The sequence below is a fragment of the Paenibacillus sp. PK1-4R genome (assembly GCF_030369595.1).
GTDB lineage: Bacteria > Bacillota > Bacilli > Paenibacillales > Paenibacillaceae > Paenibacillus.
Window position 1 is genome coordinate 13,980 of the sequence record NZ_CP126535.1, and the last position, 19,400, is coordinate 33,379.

Annotated in this window: 17 protein-coding genes, 2 rRNA genes and 1 riboswitch; of the genes, 17 read left to right on the forward strand and 2 right to left on the reverse strand. The window is 46.4% G+C overall.

All coding sequences use genetic code 11. The annotated features are described in order from the left end of the window. Window positions 1-154 precede the first annotated feature (154 nt). The 3 genes from QNO02_RS00055 to QNO02_RS00065 all read left to right on the forward strand — a co-directional run bounded on the left by QNO02_RS00055 (window position 155) and on the right by QNO02_RS00065 (window position 3,927). A 23S ribosomal RNA gene (locus tag QNO02_RS00055) occupies window positions 155-3,082 on the forward strand. 75 nt (window positions 3,083-3,157) lie between these two features. Continuing rightward, window positions 3,158-3,274, forward strand: a 5S ribosomal RNA gene (rrf, locus tag QNO02_RS00060). A gap of 212 nt (window positions 3,275-3,486) precedes the next feature. Further along, window positions 3,487-3,927: a hypothetical protein gene (locus tag QNO02_RS00065; protein WP_289390800.1), complete on the forward strand. Its 441-nt coding sequence runs from the start codon at window positions 3,487-3,489 to the stop codon at window positions 3,925-3,927. A gap of 643 nt (window positions 3,928-4,570) precedes the next feature. Here QNO02_RS00065 and QNO02_RS00070 read toward each other — a convergent pair. After that, window positions 4,571-5,095 (reverse strand): hypothetical protein, encoded by a 525-nt coding sequence (locus QNO02_RS00070; protein ID WP_289390801.1) that lies wholly within the window; start codon window positions 5,093-5,095, stop codon window positions 4,571-4,573. A gap of 500 nt (window positions 5,096-5,595) precedes the next feature. Between QNO02_RS00070 and QNO02_RS00075 the strand changes: the two genes are divergently transcribed. From QNO02_RS00075 to rsmI, 12 genes are all read left to right on the forward strand, one after another. Beyond that, window positions 5,596-5,781, forward strand: coding sequence for a sigma factor G inhibitor Gin (locus tag QNO02_RS00075; RefSeq protein WP_017691396.1), 186 nt, complete (start codon window positions 5,596-5,598; stop codon window positions 5,779-5,781). A gap of 257 nt (window positions 5,782-6,038) precedes the next feature. Then, window positions 6,039-7,865, forward strand: a complete 1,827-nt coding sequence (locus QNO02_RS00080; RefSeq protein ID WP_289390802.1) for an aminotransferase class I/II-fold pyridoxal phosphate-dependent enzyme — start codon at window positions 6,039-6,041, stop codon at window positions 7,863-7,865. 609 nt (window positions 7,866-8,474) lie between these two features. Continuing rightward, window positions 8,475-8,825 (forward strand): CidA/LrgA family protein, encoded by a 351-nt coding sequence (locus QNO02_RS00085; protein WP_249913807.1) that lies wholly within the window; start codon window positions 8,475-8,477, stop codon window positions 8,823-8,825. Beyond that, window positions 8,795-9,487, forward strand: coding sequence for an LrgB family protein (locus tag QNO02_RS00090; protein WP_051449580.1), 693 nt, complete (start codon window positions 8,795-8,797; stop codon window positions 9,485-9,487). The genes QNO02_RS00085 and QNO02_RS00090 overlap by 31 nt, the downstream gene beginning before the upstream one ends. Before the next feature lie 216 nt (window positions 9,488-9,703). Next, window positions 9,704-10,351, forward strand: a complete 648-nt coding sequence (tmk, locus tag QNO02_RS00095; protein ID WP_289390803.1) for a dTMP kinase — start codon at window positions 9,704-9,706, stop codon at window positions 10,349-10,351. A gap of 61 nt (window positions 10,352-10,412) precedes the next feature. After that, entirely contained in the window at window positions 10,413-10,742 is a 330-nt protein-coding gene (gene darA / locus QNO02_RS00100) for a cyclic di-AMP receptor DarA (RefSeq protein ID WP_017691391.1), read from the forward strand. Window positions 10,743-11,083: 341 nt separating this feature from the next. After that, window positions 11,084-11,527, forward strand: a complete 444-nt coding sequence (locus tag QNO02_RS00105) for a YaaR family protein (protein WP_017691389.1) — start codon at window positions 11,084-11,086, stop codon at window positions 11,525-11,527. Between the two features lie 9 nt (window positions 11,528-11,536). After that, window positions 11,537-12,508: a DNA polymerase III subunit delta' gene (holB, locus tag QNO02_RS00110; protein WP_076216771.1), complete on the forward strand. Its 972-nt coding sequence runs from the start codon at window positions 11,537-11,539 to the stop codon at window positions 12,506-12,508. Between the two features lie 117 nt (window positions 12,509-12,625). After that, entirely contained in the window at window positions 12,626-13,426 is an 801-nt protein-coding gene (locus QNO02_RS00115; protein ID WP_053778939.1) for a PSP1 domain-containing protein, read from the forward strand. 28 nt (window positions 13,427-13,454) lie between these two features. After that, window positions 13,455-13,823 carry a DNA replication initiation control protein YabA gene (gene yabA / locus QNO02_RS00120; RefSeq protein WP_017691386.1) on the forward strand — a complete coding sequence of 123 codons (369 nt, stop codon included), beginning with the start codon at window positions 13,455-13,457 and terminating at the stop codon, window positions 13,821-13,823. Window positions 13,824-13,918: 95 nt separating this feature from the next. Beyond that, a complete protein-coding gene (locus QNO02_RS00125; RefSeq protein ID WP_091039093.1) occupies window positions 13,919-14,698 on the forward strand; it encodes a tRNA1(Val) (adenine(37)-N6)-methyltransferase in 780 nt (259 codons plus the stop codon). Then, window positions 14,699-15,586: a 16S rRNA (cytidine(1402)-2'-O)-methyltransferase gene (rsmI, locus tag QNO02_RS00130; RefSeq protein ID WP_091039095.1), complete on the forward strand. Its 888-nt coding sequence runs from the start codon at window positions 14,699-14,701 to the stop codon at window positions 15,584-15,586. It abuts the gene before it with no gap. Between the two features lie 281 nt (window positions 15,587-15,867). Here rsmI and QNO02_RS00135 read toward each other — a convergent pair whose 3' ends face one another. Beyond that, window positions 15,868-16,122: an AbrB/MazE/SpoVT family DNA-binding domain-containing protein gene (locus tag QNO02_RS00135; protein WP_024633700.1), complete on the reverse strand. Its 255-nt coding sequence runs from the start codon at window positions 16,120-16,122 to the stop codon at window positions 15,868-15,870. A 317-nt stretch (window positions 16,123-16,439) separates the two neighbouring features. Here QNO02_RS00135 and QNO02_RS00140 point away from each other — a divergent pair, with 317 nt between their 5' ends. Next, complete coding sequence (locus QNO02_RS00140; RefSeq protein ID WP_091039097.1) at window positions 16,440-17,717, forward strand: HD domain-containing protein; 1,278 nt, start codon at window positions 16,440-16,442, stop codon at window positions 17,715-17,717. Window positions 17,718-18,049: 332 nt separating this feature from the next. Next, window positions 18,050-18,820, forward strand: coding sequence for a TatD family hydrolase (locus QNO02_RS00145; RefSeq protein WP_174806491.1), 771 nt, complete (start codon window positions 18,050-18,052; stop codon window positions 18,818-18,820). Between the two features lie 241 nt (window positions 18,821-19,061). Further along, a riboswitch (cyclic di-AMP (ydaO/yuaA leader) is annotated at window positions 19,062-19,315 on the forward strand. Window positions 19,316-19,400 lie beyond the last annotated feature (85 nt).

Genomic DNA, 19,400 nt, shown 5'->3' on the forward strand with positions numbered 1-19,400 from the left:
ACAAACGCGAATTAGAACATTCCTTTAAGCTGATCTTGTGTAAACAAGTGAAGTGTTTATAAGGTAGATTGCATGAGCGAGTGATCGAAATGGAACGACTTTTGGATTTGCGCAAGCAAACCAAGCGGAGTGACAGCTCGAACACGAGCGATATGGTTAAGCTACTAAGAGCACACGGAGGATGCCTAGGCGCTAGGAGCCGATGAAGGACGTGGCGAACAACGAAACTGCCTCGGGGAGCTGTAAGCAAGCTTTGATCCGGGGGTGTCCGAATGGGGAAACCCAGCTGGGGTAATTTCCAGTTACTCACAACTGAATACATAGGTTGTGTAGAGGCATACCAGGGGAACTGAAACATCTAAGTACCCTGAGGAAGAGAAAACAATAGTGATTCCGTCAGTAGCGGCGAGCGAACGCGGAGAAGCCCAAACCAGAGAGCTTGCTCTTTGGGGTTGTGGGACGTCTCACATGGAGTTACAAAGGAACCGGTTAAGCGAAGAGGTCTGGAAAGGCCCGCCAAAGAAGGTAAAAGCCCTGTAGTTGAAAGTCTGTTCCCTCCGAGACGGATCCCGAGTAGTGCGGGGCACGTGAAACCCCGTATGAATCCGGCAGGACCATCTGCCAAGGCTAAATACTTCCTAGCGACCGATAGTGAAGCAGTACCGTGAGGGAAAGGTGAAAAGCACCCCGGAAGGGGAGTGAAATAGAACCTGAAACCGTGTGCTTACAAAAAGTCAGAGCCCGTTTTAGGGGTGATGGCGTGCCTTTTGTAGAATGAACCGGCGAGTTACGTTCCCGTGCAAGGTTAAGGTGAAGAGCCGGAGCCGCAGCGAAAGCGAGTCTGAATAGGGCGAATGAGTACGTGGACGTAGACCCGAAACCGGGTGATCTACCCCTGTCCAGGGTGAAGGTGCGGTAACACGCACTGGAGGCCCGAACCCACGCATGTTGAAAAATGCGGGGATGAGGTGGGGGTAGCGGAGAAATTCCAATCGAACTCGGAGATAGCTGGTTCTCCCCGAAATAGCTTTAGGGCTAGCCTCGGAAAACAGAGTCGTGGAGGTAGAGCACTGATTGGGTGCGGGGCCCGCAAGGGTTACCAAGCTCAGTCAAACTCCGAATGCCATAGACTTACTTCCGGGAGTCAGACAGTGAGTGCTAAGATCCATTGTCAAAAGGGAAACAGCCCAGACCATCAGCTAAGGTCCCCAAGTGTGTGTTAAGTGGGAAAGGATGTGGAGTTGCACAGACAACCAGGATGTTGGCTTAGAAGCAGCCACCATTGAAAGAGTGCGTAATAGCTCACTGGTCGAGTGACTCTGCGCCGAAAATGTAACGGGGCTAAACACACCACCGAAGCTATGGCTTGATGCTTTGCATCAGGGGTAGGGGAGCGTTGTATAAGGGTTGAAGGTGTACCGTAAGGAGCGCTGGACATTATACAAGTGAGAATGCCGGTATGAGTAACGAAAAGATCAGTGAGAATCTGATCCGCCGAAAGCCTAAGGGTTCCTGAGGAAGGCTCGTCCGCTCAGGGTAAGTCGGGACCTAAGGCGAGGCCGAAAGGCGTAGTCGAAGGACAACAGGTCGAAATTCCTGTACCACCGTAAGCCGTTATGAGCAATGGGGGGACGCAGTAGGGTAGTGACGCGGACTGATGGATGTCCGTCTAAGCAGTAAGGCTAATGTGTAGGCAAATCCGCACATTGTAAGGCTGAGCTGTGATGGGGAGCGAAAATTATAGTAGCGAAGGTCATGATCTCACACTGCCAAGAAAAGCCTCTAGCCAGGTGAAGGTGCCCGTACCGCAAACCGACACAGGTAGGCGAGAAGAGTATTCTAAGGCGCGCGGAAGAACTCTCGTTAAGGAACTCGGCAAAATGACCCCGTAACTTCGGGAGAAGGGGTGCCCCGGTAGTGTGAATAGCACGAGGGGGCCGCAGTGAAAAGGCCCAAGCGACTGTTTAGCAAAAACACAGGTCTGTGCGAAGCCGTAAGGCGAAGTATACGGGCTGACGCCTGCCCGGTGCTGGAAGGTTAAGGGGAGTGGTTAGGGAGTAATCCCGAAGCTGTGAACCGAAGCCCCAGTAAACGGCGGCCGTAACTATAACGGTCCTAAGGTAGCGAAATTCCTTGTCAGGTAAATTCTGACCCGCACGAATGGCGTAACGACTTGGGCGCTGTCTCAACGAGAGATCCGGTGAAATTTTAATACCTGTGAAGATGCAGGTTACCCGCGACAAGACGGAAAGACCCCATGGAGCTTTACTGCAGCTTGATATTGAATTTGGGTACGATCTGTACAGGATAGGTGGGAGCCTAAGAGACATGAGCGCCAGCTTGTGTGGAGGCAACGTTGGGATACCACCCTGATCGTATCTAGGTTCTAACCTGGTACCGTAATCCGGTGCGGGGACAGTGTCAGGTGGGCAGTTTGACTGGGGCGGTCGCCTCCTAAAGAGTAACGGAGGCGCCCAAAGGTTCCCTCAGAATGGTTGGAAATCATTCGAAGAGTGCAAAGGCATAAGGGAGCTTGACTGCGAGACCTACAAGTCGAGCAGGGACGAAAGTCGGGCTTAGTGATCCGGTGGTACCGCATGGAAGGGCCATCGCTCAACGGATAAAAGCTACCCTGGGGATAACAGGCTTATCTCCCCCAAGAGTCCACATCGACGGGGAGGTTTGGCACCTCGATGTCGGCTCATCGCATCCTGGGGCTGAAGTAGGTCCCAAGGGTTGGGCTGTTCGCCCATTAAAGCGGTACGCGAGCTGGGTTCAGAACGTCGTGAGACAGTTCGGTCCCTATCTGTCGTGGGCGTAGGAAATTTGAGAGGAGCTGTCCTTAGTACGAGAGGACCGGGATGGACGTACCGCTGGTGTACCAGTTGTTCCGCCAGGAGCACCGCTGGGTAGCTATGTACGGACGGGATAAACGCTGAAAGCATCTAAGCGTGAAGCCCCCCTCAAGATGAGATTTCCCAGTATGTAAGACCCCTTGAAGACGACGAGGTAGATAGGCTGGGGGTGGAAGTGCAGCAATGCATGGAGCTGACCAGTACTAATCGGTCGAGGGCTTATCCAATAGCAAGTTGTAATTCGCATGTTTCGTTTCGAATCTAGTTTTCAGAGAACAACACTCTGAAATGTAAGCTACGCGTTTGGTGGCGATGGCGGAGGGGTTCCACACGTACCCATCCCGAACACGACCGTTAAGCCCTCTAGCGCCGATGGTACTTGGACCGCAGGGTCCTGGGAGAGTAGGACGCCGCCAAGCAAAGAACCACTGCCGATGTTATTCGGTGGTGGTTTTTATTTGTTTATAAGGATTAGATACGATGAGCGGAAGCTCTGACATGATCGATACTGGAAGGTAACATTTTTGTTACGGATAACAGCGGCAAAACCAGTATAATAGGACTATGTTAAATATGCTAAAAGTACCTGACCACAGAGCTGGAATGTGCAGCTGTGAAAAGGAGGGTGTGTGTGTTAAGTTGGCGGAGACTTGGACTACAATCATTTCTGTTGCTTTGTTTGACCGTTATTCTGGCAGGATGCGGTGAAGCATCAGGATCTGTATGGACTTCATATGAAGGTGCGGTGAACGAGAAGAGTTTTCCGGTGCCTAAAGTAGCGAATAAATCTGACCAGTCTGAAAATAATTCGGATATGGATTATGTTCGATATACGCTGTCTGGTATTAGTGAGAGTACTAGCTTGCCTGAGGTATATCTAGACGAGATTAAAAGCTGGGGTTGGACAGAGAGGCAAGCCAAGGGTACATCCAATGAATCCAGTACCTTGCGTGTATTTGCAAAGGAAGGACATACTGTGCATTTAGCAGTACATGATGGTTCCTTTACACTAATGGTTCCTAGAAATGATGCTACTCAAACGACAGTTAAATCATTGGCTGAAGACGATTGAGCTGTTGCGGGTAAGGTTGTATATGATTAATTAACGTTGTGATGTTCCTTATAATATAGTAAAGCTCCCGTGTACTTGATCGGGGGCTTTTTGTTATTTAGCAAAGTAGTTTAGTAAGATGGGAGAACCTATGACGTATGGTGGGTCAGAGGTCATAAGGAATGGAATAGTTTCTTTCGTACATGTATAGGTGGTGTGTGTGCTTGAAGCATAGGGGAGTGTAGAGCGTTAAAAATAGAAGGAGAGTGATATAAGTTGTATAAAGGTATTGAAGTAATGAACGGCTGATGGAAATCAGCTAGAAGGCAGATAGAGCTGAGACTGAGCAAGAGATTGCTCAAAGATGTACGATCTACGAGATATCTGGGGCTATGAGGATATCGAGCAGCCGCAGGCAAAGAGGAGAAGAACGGAGTCTCGAGTGGGGATAACTTATTTTACTATACCCATACTGTGGATAAGGGATAAGAAGGGGACGACAAATAAAGGTTATCCACTGTGGATAACCTTTATTTGAGCATGTGAGGCTGAGTCAACTGAACGATACACGATCATGATTTTGCACCAGATTATTCGAAGGGCTCAGCGATTATGTATTACAGGTAAGTGAGGTACATTCAGTATTGCATAAACGAAGGGAGTGTTATTGCAGATAGTATGAAACATCTTGTTCATTCAATTTGATGAGTCCATCTTTGCGCTCACGGGAGAGTACCATTACAACATACAAGCGAGGACCCAGCAACCACAAATGCCAGAAGATCATCGAGAGGGTGAAGGATAACGGCGACCATATCAAACATACTGTAATGATACATAATCCAATCCAGCTCATGTTAAGGTGTACCCGGACAAACATACGGAAGCTGAAATGCTGATCAGGGATATAACCTAACCAGGGCATACGCATATTCCAGCGCCAGCGTTTGGCGTAAGAGGTACGGACCAGCAGTAATATCGTTCTGGCGATGACATAATGAATCCAAATGGTGATTGGACCTGCCAGTACAAAAAAGAAGAGGCCAGTCCAGGAGAATGCAAGTAGATTGAATAAGAGCATGATGACCGGCAGACACAGATAGCTGTAAATGACACTGCGGGCGATAGCCTTTTTTTTCAGAAGCCGGTATTGATAAAATGTTGCTTTATTCTCCGGTTCGGCGATCATACGATTATATATCCTCCTTCGGATTCACGTTTGTGTGGGAGTGGGTATTCATTTTTCTTACACGAGTAAAAGGGAATGAACCATGCATGTATGTATATATGAACCTTGTATCTCACGCCATGACGATTGTACAAGATATTGAGATTCGACGGAGCTTATCTCAGTATACTCCCGAATACACGGACTGTCAGGCTTTGATATCGTTATCATGTATTATATATCGGCTGAGATTCCAAGTTTTTTTAAGGAAATTGAATATAAGTTTGAGTCAGGCCAAGGGATGCGTGATGTAGAGGTAAATGCGGTGGAATGTAGGATAACTGTATTACATAAGCAAGTGAATGTTCTTGTAGGGAGAATGAATGTATTTTTCGGTACAGACACCCAAGAGGGGGGGGGCGAATATATATATTTTATAGAAAGAAAGCACTATGAAAATGTTTAAAATAATAGAAACTGTGCAATACTGATAGTAAACGTAAAACAAGGTGGGATGGTTCATGGAAGAACATGCCGAACACACATGTATTATCTGCGAGCAAAGAAAAAGAGAAGGCATTTTTATTGTATCTGAATTCATATGTGACACTTGTGAAGCAGAAATGGTTCATACCGACGCGCAGGATGCCAAGTACAATTATTTTATTCATCAAATGAAGCAAATTTGGGTACAAAAAAACGCATAATGAATGTTGCTCATAGAAGTAGAAGCGAAACATCACATTGTAACGATGCTGATGTGCATAGAGGCCCAATGGGCCTTTTTCTGTTTTTAAGAGGAGAGATTGTCTTGTTTGCCATCTTGGGAAGGCGTATGCTGATATAATGGTATAGATCATTTGCAGTAGAGCGTGTGGAGATGGGGAAGAAGTGCGTTCCTTGGATTAGGAAGCATTTTGAAGCGCATAGGGCGCACATTATATATGTACAGGATGGTTATTTCATGGATCATAAAAATAAATCAAGTAGTGCCCCTCTATATGAAGCGTTGCTTGCGTATCGTGATTCGAAGCAGCGTTCTTTTCATGTGCCTGGGCATAAGAATGGACAAGCTTATCGACATTTGATGGAACAAGCAGAAGCAGGGCAACCTCCAGTTAAGGATATCGTCAATGAGGAACACCAGCACAACGGTGAGATTCAGACCGATGCAGGAGGGAATGTTAACCGAGGGATAGAGCGATTCAGTTCAGTGGAGAAACATGGGGCGGACATGAGGAGTGGGGAACGTCTTAGCGCTGAAGGAACTGGTTCGGAAATAGGATTGGTACCGGATCGTTCATTTCTGGAGATGATGGAGATGGATGTTACGGAGATTACGGGCACCGACGATTTGCATCATCCGGAAGGTGTGATCCAGGAAGCACAGGAGCTTGCGGCAGATTGTTTTGGGGCAGAGGAGAGTTTCTTCCTTGTGGGAGGCAGTACGGCAGGTAATCTGTCCTTATTGCTGACCGTGTGTGATGAGCCAAACAGTATTGTGCTGGTGCAACGGAATGTGCACAAATCTGTTATTCACGGTTTAATGCTGGCGGGCGCAAGAGCTGTATTTCTGGAGCCATGGGTCGATCCTGCGTCTGGACTTGCGGTCATGCCGTCGGTGGAGACGGTGCAGGCTGCTGTCCAGTCCTATCCTGAGGCAAAGGGCGTACTTGTCACTTTGCCCAATTATTACGGCATGGGCGCTGATCTGACGCCCATAGCCGAGGTATGCCACGCCGCTGGCATGCCACTGCTCGTGGATGAAGCGCATGGCGCGCATTATGGGCAGCATCCGGAGCTGCCTGTCTCTGCACTGTCATGCGGAGCAGACGGTGTCGTGCAGTCAACGCATAAGATGCTGACGGCTTTAACCATGGGTGCCATGCTGCACATTCAGGGACCACGTTTAAACCGGTCCCTGTTAAGGCAGCGCCTGGCTATGGTGCAAAGCTCAAGCCCATCATACCCGGTGATGGCTTCGCTTGATCTGGCGCGCCGCCTGCTGCACGTGCAGGGCGCGAACACATTCACGGCGGGACTCGCCGCCGTGAATACCTTTAAGCGCGGCCTCGCGGAGCTGCCGCGCTTCCAGTTGCTGCAGCCTGCACAGCCGCTGCAGCAAGAACCGCCAGCCGGAATCGCGAAGCCGGCTGGCATGTCCGTGTCCGCTGCGCAGCAGACACGGGAGGGCCTGACCGCGGCGGCGATGCCATCTGCCGCGGGGTATACCGCTCAGGACCCATTCAAGGCCGTCATCTATGACGGCGCAGGGGTGCTGAGCGGTTATGGGCTACAGCAGCAGCTGGAAGCATGCGGCTGTGTGCCCGAGATGAGCGACGAACGGTACGTCGTCTTGCTCTTCAGCCTGGGCTCAACGGTGCAAGATGCTCAGCACCTGTTGCAGGCTTTACACCATATCAGCTCTGCCGATGGGCATGAGCAGGTCCAATCTAATACAGAGTCATCTCATCAGCTTGCGAAAGGTTCGGCGCATTATATTTCCACGTGGAACAATTTACAAGAAAACACTCGCTACTCGGAACCGATCTCCTTCACGCTGCAACCGATTGTGGATACGGATACGGTCAATGTTCCGATAGAAGAAAGCGTGGGTTGTCGATCAGCTGAGATGGTAGTCCCGTATCCTCCAGGGATTCCGCTTGTGTATCCGGGTGAACGCCTAAGTCCATCGATGGTGACACGTATACAACTCCTGCGGGATGAAGGAGCAAAGTTTCACGGGGTATCCGATGCATCTCTACAGGTATTGAAGGTCATGAAGAATTGACGATACACATGAAAAACTGAATTGCATTCACCAATAGGTAGTCTATATGACCAATACGGATAGCGATACTGGACCCTACATATGTGAGGGTCTCTTGGTCATTAATTTAGTTGCTAGGGTGTGTCTTCAAACTCAGGCATGCAATACGTTGAAGGATGTCAGGGTCCAACATCTGGAAGTCAAGGATTGCTGATCCTGGCGAATTGTCCAGACGATTTTCTAAGGAACCGAGGACGTCTTATTTAGCCTTCGAGTCCTCCTTTTATTTTGTAAGGAATCTGAGACACGTTATTAACCAAAATCACCCAACAAACACGCTGTAAACGGCTGGTTATTCCAATATAGCGTGTTTCAGATTCCTTAGATTGCTGCGGGCGCTTCAAATCGCTGAATAAGACGTCACAGGGTCGTTAGCGCTCCCGCTCCGTGCTCTGATCCAGACACGGTTCAGTTACGTTCCGGCTTTCGGCATGTTCGAAGACGCGCTCTAGTTCAACTTACAAAGATAGACATAAGAAAGAAGGGAACACTTTGGGTATTCCGCTAAAAAAATATACAGGAATAGTCCTGCAAGTTTTGTTGATGTACGGTTTTTATTGGATTGGAAACTTGATTCAAGCTATATTACATCTGCCGTTAACAGGCAGTATTGTGGGCATGCTGGTATTGTTTATCACCATTCAACTGGGATGGATCAAAATGAGTTGGGGAGAAGAAGGGTCGACGTGGCTTCAATCTCATCTTCAATTGTTGTTTATCCCCCCAACTGTGGGCATTATTAATCATTTTGATTTTTTTAGAGCCAACACATTATTATTGGTTCTTGGTTTGATCATTAGCACATTAATCACATGTCTGATATCTGCCAAATTAAGTGAGTGGCTTATGACATGGAGATCGTCTCATTCAGGCAAAAAGGAGGCGATCACTTGTCAGCATTCATCCTCGGAATTGGAATGATCGCGCTAACCATCGCTGTATATATTCCAGCCACTCGTCTATATAAAAGGCTGAAATGGCCGATACTTATGCCTGTACTCACAACGACTGCCATACTGATCCTGATTTTGGTGATTTCCGGTATAAAGCTGGATACGTACATGCTGGGTGGCAAATGGATACAGGAGCTCTTGGGTCCAGCAGTTGTATCTCTCGCTTTTCCCTTGTCCAGACATCTGCATGTGCTGAAGCAAAATATCATTCCAATTGTGGGTGGAACAATCGGAGGCAGTATTACAGGTGTCTCCACAGGTGCTTTAATCGCCATTCTGCTTGGCTATCCTCAAGAGATGGTCATCGCTTTATTGCCAAAATCCGTGACCACTCCTGTCGCTATCCAACTTGCTAATCAGGTTGGAGGGAATGCCTCATTCACATCGCTGTTTGTGATGATTGCAGGATTCTCAGGGATATTATTGGGGCCGATGCTCTTGAAATGGGCCAAAGTCCGCAGTAAACATGCCTATGGAATTGGACTGGGTTCAGCATCTCATGCCCTCGGCATGGCAAGGTCTTTTGAATATGGAGAGAATGCAGTAGCCCTTAGTTCAGTATCCATGATTGTCAGTGCCATTGCCGGATCAATTATGCTTCCATTATGGGTATGGATCATCTACGGTTGAACGCTTTACTTTGTTGTTCATGTTGGAGTAACCGCTGACCTATAGTATTATAGAAAGAAACAAGCTTGTATGATCTTGGTTTTATTATTACGTACCGATATAGCTGTAGCTATACACCTCTGGGCGGGGGATATCATATCCTGTAGCAAGAGGGTCTAAGCATATTCATTACAGCAGCAATAGATGCAATTATCGACATAGAAAGCAGGGAAGCATATGCAGGGCAGAGGTAAATTCATTACGCTGGAAGGGGGAGAGGGTTCCGGTAAAACAACGATGATCGGTAGAATAGGTTCTTATTTTGAAGAACGGGGTATACCTTACGTAGTTACGCGAGAGCCTGGCGGAATTGAGATTGCGGAGAAAATACGTTCAATTATTCTGGACCCTCTTCATACGGCAATGGATGCTCGAACCGAAGCGCTATTGTATGCAGCTGCACGCAGCCAGCATCTGGCGGAGAAGGTAGAGCCTGCTCTGAGAGCTGGAAAAGCAGTCATCTGTGACCGATTTGTTGATAGCAGTCTGGTCTATCAAGGATACGCCCGTGGACTCGGGATAGAGAATGTATGGGCCATTAATCGTTTTGCGATTGGTGATCTCATGCCGGATGTGACCTTATATCTGGACATTGAGCCTGAAGTGGGGCTTGCCCGGATTGATGCTCATGATGGCCGGGAAGTGAACCGTCTGGATCTGGAAAATATGGAGTTTCACCGTAAAGTGCGAGAGGGTTACTTCCTATTAAAAGAGCAGTTCACGGAACGGATCAGAGTTATCGATGCTTCCATGAAGCAGGAGGATGTCTTGGCAGCAATGATTTTGTCGCTGGAGACAGGGATTTTGAAGGATTTTGACGAGTAATTGTCTAATATATAGACAGGGCATTTGATAAAGGTGCTTATTCTAAAGGAGGTTATGCAGGATGAAACTGATTGTTGCGATTATACAGGATAAAGACAGCAACCGATTATCCAGCGCATTGGTCAAAGCAAACTTTCGGGCAACGAAGCTTGCCAGTACGGGCGGATTTTTGAAGGCAGGCAACACGACGTTTATGATCGGTGTCGATGATGGTCAAGTCGAATCCGTAATGAACGTCATTCGCAGCAGCTGTAAGGTTCGTGAACAGCTCGTGACTCCGGTCACACCGATGAGTGGAACAACCGACTCTTACCTGCCGCTACCTGTTGAAGTTCAAGTAGGTGGAGCTACTGTATTTGTTCTACCGGTAGATCGCTTCGAACATTTCTAATTAAACCTATTGCATGGATCCCATGAGGGTCCTTCATGATCGATAGCATGTTGGAAACGATGGATGCAAGAAGAGTTAACAGAGTTCGTGCGTGCCACTTACGGAACGCCTTTCTTGACGAGAAGAATCAGCATACTCTTTCCGGATGAGCATTTCCCAGCTGGGGAATGGTTCATTTCGGAAAGAGGTTGACTACAAAGAAAAAATCCTTGATGGTGATGTGTATCTACCATTATATATAGTGTGATCAGCATATATAAAAGCCTCATTCTCACGCACAGGCGCAACGCGCACTGTGCTGATGGGCGATTGGCTATCTATGATAGAAAGCGGGCGTATCCATGAAAATCAATCCTGGATTCAGACCGATTCAGAGCGGGATCAGTTCTACTGATTCAGGTTCCAAACCGGTCCAATCCAAAAATTTCTCTGATATGATGAATCACCAGGGGGAACGGGCCTCACAAGCTGAACTGAATCGCCGGTTTAGTGAAATCCAGCTTCAGGGCGATCGCCTGGCACGTTCCATGACGATTCGTGAACTGAAGGCGTATAAGCAACTTGTTAAAAGGTTCCTGGAAGAGACCGTTCGTCGCGGTGTATCCATGAAAGAGACAAGGGGTTGGGATCGTCGTGGCAGAGGCAAGCGTTATAAGCTGATTGATGAAATCGACTCCGCTCTGTTATCCATGGCTGATGAACTGCTGGATACAGAAGAAGGAAAAATCTCTCTATTACAACAAGTAGGCGAAATTCGGGGGATGCTTATTAATTTAAGCTTCTGAGGAGGAAGTATGTCCTTTCAACAGATTATGGGTCAACAAGCGGCCAAGCAAATGTTACAAAGCAGTTTGAGACGTCATGCAATAAGCCATGCGTATTTGTTTAGCGGTCCAGCTGGTAGTGGGCAACGGAAGACGGCAATTACCTTTGCCAAGGCAATATTCTGTACAGAGCTTGAAGATGACGCTTGTGGGCAGTGTCTTGAATGCCGTAAGGTGGATCATGGTAACCATCCGGATCTAACCATGCTTGCACCAGATGGAAACAACATTAAAATAGATCAAATCCGGGATCTGCAGCGTATCTTTTCATATCGATCAGAGGCAGGTCATCCCAAAGTATATATTATAGAACAAGCCGAGAAAATGACGGTTCAGGCAGCAAATAGTTTGCTCAAATTTCTGGAGGAACCGCAGGTACCAGCAGTCGGCATCCTGATTACAGATAATGGACAGGCCATGTTGCCAACGATCCGCTCACGCTCCCAATTGGTGCCGTTCAGCGCACTGAATCCGGAAGAGATGCTGCAATCTCTGATCGAGGAAGGGCACCCTGCCAATCTGGCTCGCTCTGCCGTCCATTTAGCGTCAGGATTGGAAGCATGTAGAGAAATTCTCCAGCAGAATTGGTTTGCAGAAATTAGAAACGTAATGTTACAATTAGGGAAGGAGTCCCTGGGTAGAGGAAGTACATCATTGATCTCTGCACAGCAGAAGCTTTTTAAAACCGGACTCTCTGAACATCTGGACATGTTGCTTAGTTTGTTCCATCTATGGTTTAGGGACATGCTTTATGTTCAGTACGATAGGCATGAACATATCGTTTTTATAGATCAGTTAGACATGTTATCTCAGTTGGCACATACCCGCAGCACAGAGCAGTGGGTCTCCTATATGGATATGGCCGCAGCATGCAGAAAAAAATTGCGTTTCAACGTCAATGGCCAGCTTTGTCTGGAGCAATTTTTGATCGGTTTGGCATAAGACTGGGAGAGGGCAGAGTTAGCTCCAATCATATGCAAACGGTTATAACTTCGGCCGGTTCCCTAAGAAGACGGGGCTTCAGACGAAGTGGGGTTGGCTTACAAGGGGGTTAATTTTTTGTACAGTGTAGTGGGTGTCCGTTTCAAAAAAGCGGGCAAAATTTATTACTTCGATCCCCTGGACCTTCCCATTGAGAAAGAAAACTGCGTTATCGTGGAGACAGCGCGGGGGGTTGAGTACGGTAAGGTTGTTGTAGGTAAGAAGGAAGTGGGCGAGTCCGATGTGGTGTTGCCGCTGAAGAAAGTCATCCGCGTTGCGGGCGAGACAGATGCCCGTGTGGTTGATGAGAACAAGCGTGCAGCCAAAGAAGCATTCGGTACTTGTTTAAATAAAATCAAAGACCATGGCCTCAAAATGAAGCTGGTCGATGTGGAATTTACGTTTGATCGCAATAAAATTATATTTTATTTTACAGCTGAAGGAAGAGTTGATTTCCGGGAGCTGGTCAAGGATCTGGCAAGCATATTCCGGACACGAATCGAGCTGAGACAGATTGGTGTACGTGATGAAGCGAAGATGCTTGGCGGAATCGGACCTTGCGGCCGTGTGTTGTGTTGTTCTTCCTGGCTGGGAGACTTTGAGCCGGTATCAATCAAGATGGCTAAAGATCAGAGCCTGTCACTGAATCCGACGAAAATTTCAGGGTTGTGCGGAAGACTCATGTGCTGTCTGAAATTTGAGCATGATAACTATGAAAGTGTGAGAGAAGAACTGCCAGCTGTAGGCAAATTGGTCGTCACCTCATTGGGTGAAGGAAAAGTTGTCGGAATTAATGCCGGTAGCCGCACAGTCCATGTTCAACTGTTCGACATCAGTAAAGTCAAAGAACTTCCGCTGGATGACGTCGTTATCAAGTAAACCATAAAGGTTGCTTCGGGGTGGAAACTTGGAAAAGAAAAATCTGTTTACGCACATTCATGAAATGGAAACCCAACTGGGTCAGTTGCACGGTGATTTAGGAGAGTTAAAAATGATTGTGAAGGAGCTGCTTGAGGATAATCAGCGGCTTACCATCGAGAACGAGCAGTTACGCAAACTGCTCAAACGTGAGGCTCCGGCAGATCTGCCGATCTCCTCAGCACTCGCTCCCGTAGCAAGACCAGCAGGTCCGGCTACAGGTGAAGATGTTGTGGGTGAAGGGTATGATAATCTGGCCCGGTTGTATCACGAAGGCTTCCATATCTGCAACGTCTATTATGGACATCTGCGGACGGAAGGCGATTGTCTGTTCTGCCTGTCTTTTTTGAATAAATGAAGTGACCGTAGGGATCCCCTACGGTTTTTTTTCAAGGTTATAAACCTAAACTAAACAAACATGAGATATAGAGTACCGGAGGATGAGCGTAACATATGAAAGCAAATGAAGTTGTGTTACATGAGTCAGAGCGGATTGATGATCTGCTCTCTCATGATCTGAGAATCATTCAAAGTGATGAAGTGTTTAGTTTTTCGATGGATGCCGTATTATTAGCCCGGTTTGCTTCCGTACCTAAACGGGGTCGTGTACTTGATTTGTGTACGGGTAACGGGGTGGTTCCCATTCTGCTTACAACGCGTACGCAGGCTAGTCTGGAAGGGATCGAGATTCAGCCACGTTTGGCTGATATGGCACGTCGCAGTGTGCAATTAAATGCATTGAATGAGTCGATTATGGTTCGTGAAGGTGATTTGCGAGAACTGGTAAAAGAAACAGGACATGCTGTATACGATGCAATAACGGTTAATCCTCCATACATGCCCCTGAACGGCAGTGATCTCAAGATGAACACACATCAGGCAATGGCACGTCATGAGATCGGATGTACCCTGGAAGAAGTGATACAGGCTTGCAGTCGACTTGTACGTAATGGCGGAAAAGTATCGATGGTTCATCGTCCGCAGCGACTTGCAGAGATTATCTCGCTCATGCGCGAGTATAAGCTGGAGCCAAAGCGGATTCGGATGGTACATCCCCGTGCTCATCTGGAAGCCAACATGGTATTAATTGAAGGAATGAAAGATGGTAAACCAGAAGTAAGGATGCTTCCTCCACTCATTGTCTACAATGAAGAGGGGAAATACTGCGAAGAGATTATGGATATTTACTATGGTCAGCAACATGCTGAACGTACTACGAAAGGAGGGCTTTAGATGACTTTGCATATTCAGAAAAGCTATGCGGAGCAACCTGAAGGGTCAGGCAAGCTATATCTGGTTGGAACACCCATTGGTAATCTGGAGGATATGACCTTCCGAGCCATCAAGACATTGCAGAGTTGTGACATCATTGCAGCAGAAGATACACGCCAGACCCGAAAACTGCTGACCCATTTTGAAATTACACCTTCGATGCTGTTTAGTTATCATGAGCATAATAAGGGGGCGAGTGGACCTGAACTGATACGCTATATAATAGAAGGAAAAAATTTGGCACTTGTCAGCGATGCTGGTTTGCCAGCCATTTCGGACCCTGGTTCTGACCTTGTACAGCTTGCACTGGAGGCAGGAATAACGGTCATTCCCATCCCTGGACCAAACGCTGCGTTGTCTGCTCTGATCGTGTCCGGATTACCGACGGAGCGTTTTACATTCGGCGGTTTTTTGCCGCGGGAGAAAAAGGACATGCGAAAAGTGCTGGAGGCTTTTGACGAATCCAACGGGACTTTGTTATTTTATGAATCGCCTCACCGTATTCGGAAAACATTAGTCCACCTCGAAGAAATTCTGGGTGATCGCTCGATTGTCCTGGCTCGTGAACTAACCAAGCGTCATGAGGAATTCGCAAGGGGCACTGTGAAGGAATGTATAGATTGGCTTGAAGAACATCCGCCTCTTGGCGAGTACTGTTTGCTGGTAGAAGGCATTAAGGAAGAGGAGCGTAAGGCTGAGCGCGAAGCATGGTGGCAGCTCATGTCACTCGCCGATCATGTCAGCCATTATGAGGGTGAAGGACATAACCGCAAAGATGCAATGAAAAAAACGGCTACCGATCGCGGCCTGACGAAGCGTGATGTATATAATGCATTAATCGAGCAGTAATCTAACCCAATATCTTCTGTTGTGGGGAACATAACTTGAAAAGAAGCTTATATCCAACCTTAGTGGAATATTAAAAAGAGCAGAGTGGCTCAAAAAAATTCCAAACAAATTTCATCGTTCTCTTCCGCGGTTCGCGTGTGACAGAATTATTTTGGGTAATGGAACCCATAACAAGGCAAAAAAATACCTTCCGCGGTGGGGTTCACACCGGGAAGGTCATTAAGGAATATTAAAAAGGTTAGAAATAACAATTTAGATAAGTCCAGTATACCTGGTTTTTCTTATTTTGTCACAGGTGCAGGGATTTCGGAAATACATTCGTTACAAACAATTTTACCTTTGAAGTAAGTAACGTTCTCTGCATTACCACAGAAGATACAAGCAGGCTCATATTTTTTCAACATGATGCGCTCGCCGTCAACATAGATTTCCAGAGCATCTTTTTCACCAATACCGAGCGTACGGCGCAATTCAATTGGAATAACTACCCGTCCCAGTTCGTCCACTTTTCTTACAATACCTGTTGATTTCATCATTATAATCAGTGCTCCTCTCAGCTAACTATCATTGTCATTATTCGACATTATTTTATGTTTTATGATACTCATCATACCAACGATTCCCAAATCAGTCAACCTTAAAATTAGCTTAAAATTAAGGCTGTTTTTCACAAGGTTACTGGTGGTAAGGGATTGGAAGCTGTTTTTCGCATTTAAACCTCAATGTCAGCTTTGTCGATTTGGAAAACGACAAAACTACTTCATTCGACAAAGTTCGTCATAACGTGTCGAATCTTAGGTGAATCGTAGAGTTCAAAGCGTTAATATAAAAGAAATTAAAGGAGTGAGTCGACATGGAACAACGTTTAACGGAAGAGAAAGTATTCAAAGATCCGGTACATAATTATATCCACGTGCAAGATCCGGTTATATGGCAGTTAATTAACACCCCGGAATTTCAGCGTTTACGCCGGATTCGTCAACTGGGTACTTCTTACCTTACATTTCACGGAGCAGAGCATAGTCGGTTCTCACATTCACTAGGTGTTTATGAGATCACACGCAAGATCATCTCTCAATTTGAAAGAAGTCATTATTCGGATTGGCCGAAGGAAGAAAAGATTGTAGCTCTTTGTGCAGCTCTACTTCATGATCTCGGGCATGGGCCATTCTCTCATTCCATTGAGGAAGCTTTTGACATGAATCACGAAGATTGGACTTGTCGCATTATTACAGGTGATACCGAAGTAGGGGCGATCTTAAGACGGTATGCTCCTGATTTTCCTGACAAAGTAGCGTCTGTCATTCAAAAAACGTATGAAAAGCCGATTGTGGTGAACTTGGTGACCAGTCCGCTTGATGCAGACCGAATGGATTATTTGCTCAGGGATGCCTATTTTACAGGTGTAAATTACGGCACGATTGACCTTGATCGTATCCTTCGGATGCTGCGTCCTTATCATGGGCGGATTGTAGTCAAGGAGTCAGGCATGCATGCTGTGGAGGATTACCTAATGTCTCGGTATCAGATGTATTGGCAGATTTACTTCCATCCGGTGACTCGTAGTTCTGAAATTATATTGCGGCAAATATTCAAGCGAGCGAAAACACTCATACAGCATGGTTTTCAATTCCGCTTCATGATTGATCCACTCCCTCAACTATTTGAAGGAGAATTATCCGTAGATGAATATTTGCAGTTGGATGAAGCATTAATTCAGACGGCATTTACGCAGTGGCGCAAGGAGGACGATACTGTTCTGAGTGAGTTATGCGAACGTTTTATGGATCGCAAGTTATATAAGTATGTAGAGCTTGAACAGGTCGACTTGACAATGATGGAAGAGATTCGGGAAGCTTTTGTACAGGCTGGTCTCGATCCCGAATATGATCTTGAAATTGATTTTCCTTCGGATAATCCGTATGATGTGTTTCGTCCGGATGAATCCACAGATAAGCAGATTCTTCTTCTGGATCGACAGGACAATTTACGTGAGTTGTCAGAAGTATCTGACATTGTCCGTTCCATCAGTGGGCTTCACCGAGGGAAACATCATTTGTATTACCCGCAAAACAAGGTGGATGCGATTATTCACGAATTACCGTCACATATACGCCCCTATTTCTTGTAATCGTGTGGGTATAATCCGATGAAGAATTTCGATATCAAAACACTTTCTAAAAGAGCTATTTTTCATGATACAGTAATCTGCTTTAATGGGGAGTATATGTAGATCGACATAATTTTGTAAATGCAAGCAGGTAGAATGGGTACAATCAGCAATATATAGATCAGAATATCCGTATATCTTCTATATATTGTAGTTGTGAAGAAACAAACGTAATGATGTAATACACAGATACCCAAAATGTTTTATGTATGAGTCATTGAATTATTGAATTTTACAAATTGAATTTTGAAAAAGAAGATAGTCGTTATTTCGACATGAAGGGAGATACAAACATGATGCTGTTCGACACACATACACATCTGGATGCACCACAATTCGACGAGGACCGCGAGGACATGATTCAGCGTGCTGTGGATGCAGGAGTTGGTCGCATGATCAACATTGGCTTTAACCGGGAGACGATTCCAACTACGATGAAACTCGCTGAAACATATGACTTTATCTATGCAGCTGTAGGGTGGCATCCAGTAGATGCGATCACTATGCAGGAGGGTGATTTGGAGTGGATTGCATCTTTATGCAAGCATGAAAAAGTGGTTGCGATCGGTGAGATTGGATTGGATTATCACTGGGATACTTCACCGAAGGAAATACAGCATCGCGTATTACGACAACAAATTGCTTTGGCTCGTGAAGTGAACATGCCAATTGTCATTCATAATCGGGATGCACATGAGGATATCATAAGAATTTTGCGTGAAGAGAAAGCGAGTGAAGTTGGTGGTGTGATGCACTCGTTCTCGGGCAGCTGGGAAACAGCGAAAAGTTGTCTCGATATGGGCTTCCATCTCTCCTTCGGAGGACCGATCACATTCAAAAATGCAAAGCAGCCCAAAGAGGTACTGGAGAAGGTTCCTATGGACCGGTTTTTCATTGAAACAGATGCTCCATATTTGACACCTCACCCTTATCGTGGGAAACGAAATGAGACAGCGCATGTACGTCTGGTTGCAGAGGCAGCTGCGGAAATTAAAGGCATTTCGGTGGAGGAAATTGCTGCAATAACAACCAAAAATGCCATGGAACGATTTGGAATTCGTTAAAAAAACGAGCAAATGAGGTGAAAAAGGCAGGTAAGCGGAGTTAATTTGCCCTTTGATTCAAATAAATCAAGAATATTACAATATTTTAACCAAATATTCAGAAAAACGTACTTGATCAACGCTTTACAACATGCATCAAAACAGGATATCATCTTTTCAGTGAATTGTTGTGCGGAAAATTGGACAGATGTTCGGGGGATGAACAAAGGGACACTTTCCGATGAAACAACATTACTTTCATGAATCAGTCTCGCTGAGTCTCCGTTAACGGAGAGCGGGGGAACCAATAGGGCTTAAACATCGGTGTATTTGGCCGATGCGCAACGTTCGCTGACCCAAAAGCAGCGAAGGGAACTGCGAAGCCGTATTTGATTTCTTCTTTGGGTCTCGGGGTGAATTCAAGGGCGTCCGCCATGAGCGGGTGACCCAAGATAGGGCGGCTCTCTTTCGCCCGAACCCGACAGCTAACCTCGCAAGCGGAAAAAGAGAGGCAACCTCGTGCATGAATTTCCGATATTCAAAATCATTCGGAAGCCACGAAAGAGTTCCTCTTACACTCTTTCTTTGGCTTTTTTGTTTT

What these genes read in the sequence shown, in the direction of transcription:
- QNO02_RS00145 (WP_174806491.1), top strand. Translation starts at nt 18,050, where the DNA reads ATGATGCTGTTCGACACACATACACATCTGGATGCACCACAATTCGAC.
- QNO02_RS00105 (WP_017691389.1), top strand. Translation starts at nt 11,084, where the DNA reads ATGAAAATCAATCCTGGATTCAGACCGATTCAGAGCGGGATCAGTTCT.
- QNO02_RS00070 (WP_289390801.1), bottom strand. Translation starts at nt 5,095, where the DNA reads ATGATCGCCGAACCGGAGAATAAAGCAACATTTTATCAATACCGGCTT.
- QNO02_RS00140 (WP_091039097.1), top strand. Translation starts at nt 16,440, where the DNA reads ATGGAACAACGTTTAACGGAAGAGAAAGTATTCAAAGATCCGGTACAT.
- tmk (WP_289390803.1), top strand. Translation starts at nt 9,704, where the DNA reads ATGCAGGGCAGAGGTAAATTCATTACGCTGGAAGGGGGAGAGGGTTCC.
- QNO02_RS00075 (WP_017691396.1), top strand. Translation starts at nt 5,596, where the DNA reads ATGGAAGAACATGCCGAACACACATGTATTATCTGCGAGCAAAGAAAA.
- rsmI (WP_091039095.1), top strand. Translation starts at nt 14,699, where the DNA reads ATGACTTTGCATATTCAGAAAAGCTATGCGGAGCAACCTGAAGGGTCA.
- QNO02_RS00080 (WP_289390802.1), top strand. Translation starts at nt 6,039, where the DNA reads ATGGATCATAAAAATAAATCAAGTAGTGCCCCTCTATATGAAGCGTTG.
- holB (WP_076216771.1), top strand. Translation starts at nt 11,537, where the DNA reads ATGTCCTTTCAACAGATTATGGGTCAACAAGCGGCCAAGCAAATGTTA.
- darA (WP_017691391.1), top strand. Translation starts at nt 10,413, where the DNA reads ATGAAACTGATTGTTGCGATTATACAGGATAAAGACAGCAACCGATTA.
- QNO02_RS00125 (WP_091039093.1), top strand. Translation starts at nt 13,919, where the DNA reads ATGAAAGCAAATGAAGTTGTGTTACATGAGTCAGAGCGGATTGATGAT.
- QNO02_RS00135 (WP_024633700.1), bottom strand. Translation starts at nt 16,122, where the DNA reads ATGATGAAATCAACAGGTATTGTAAGAAAAGTGGACGAACTGGGACGG.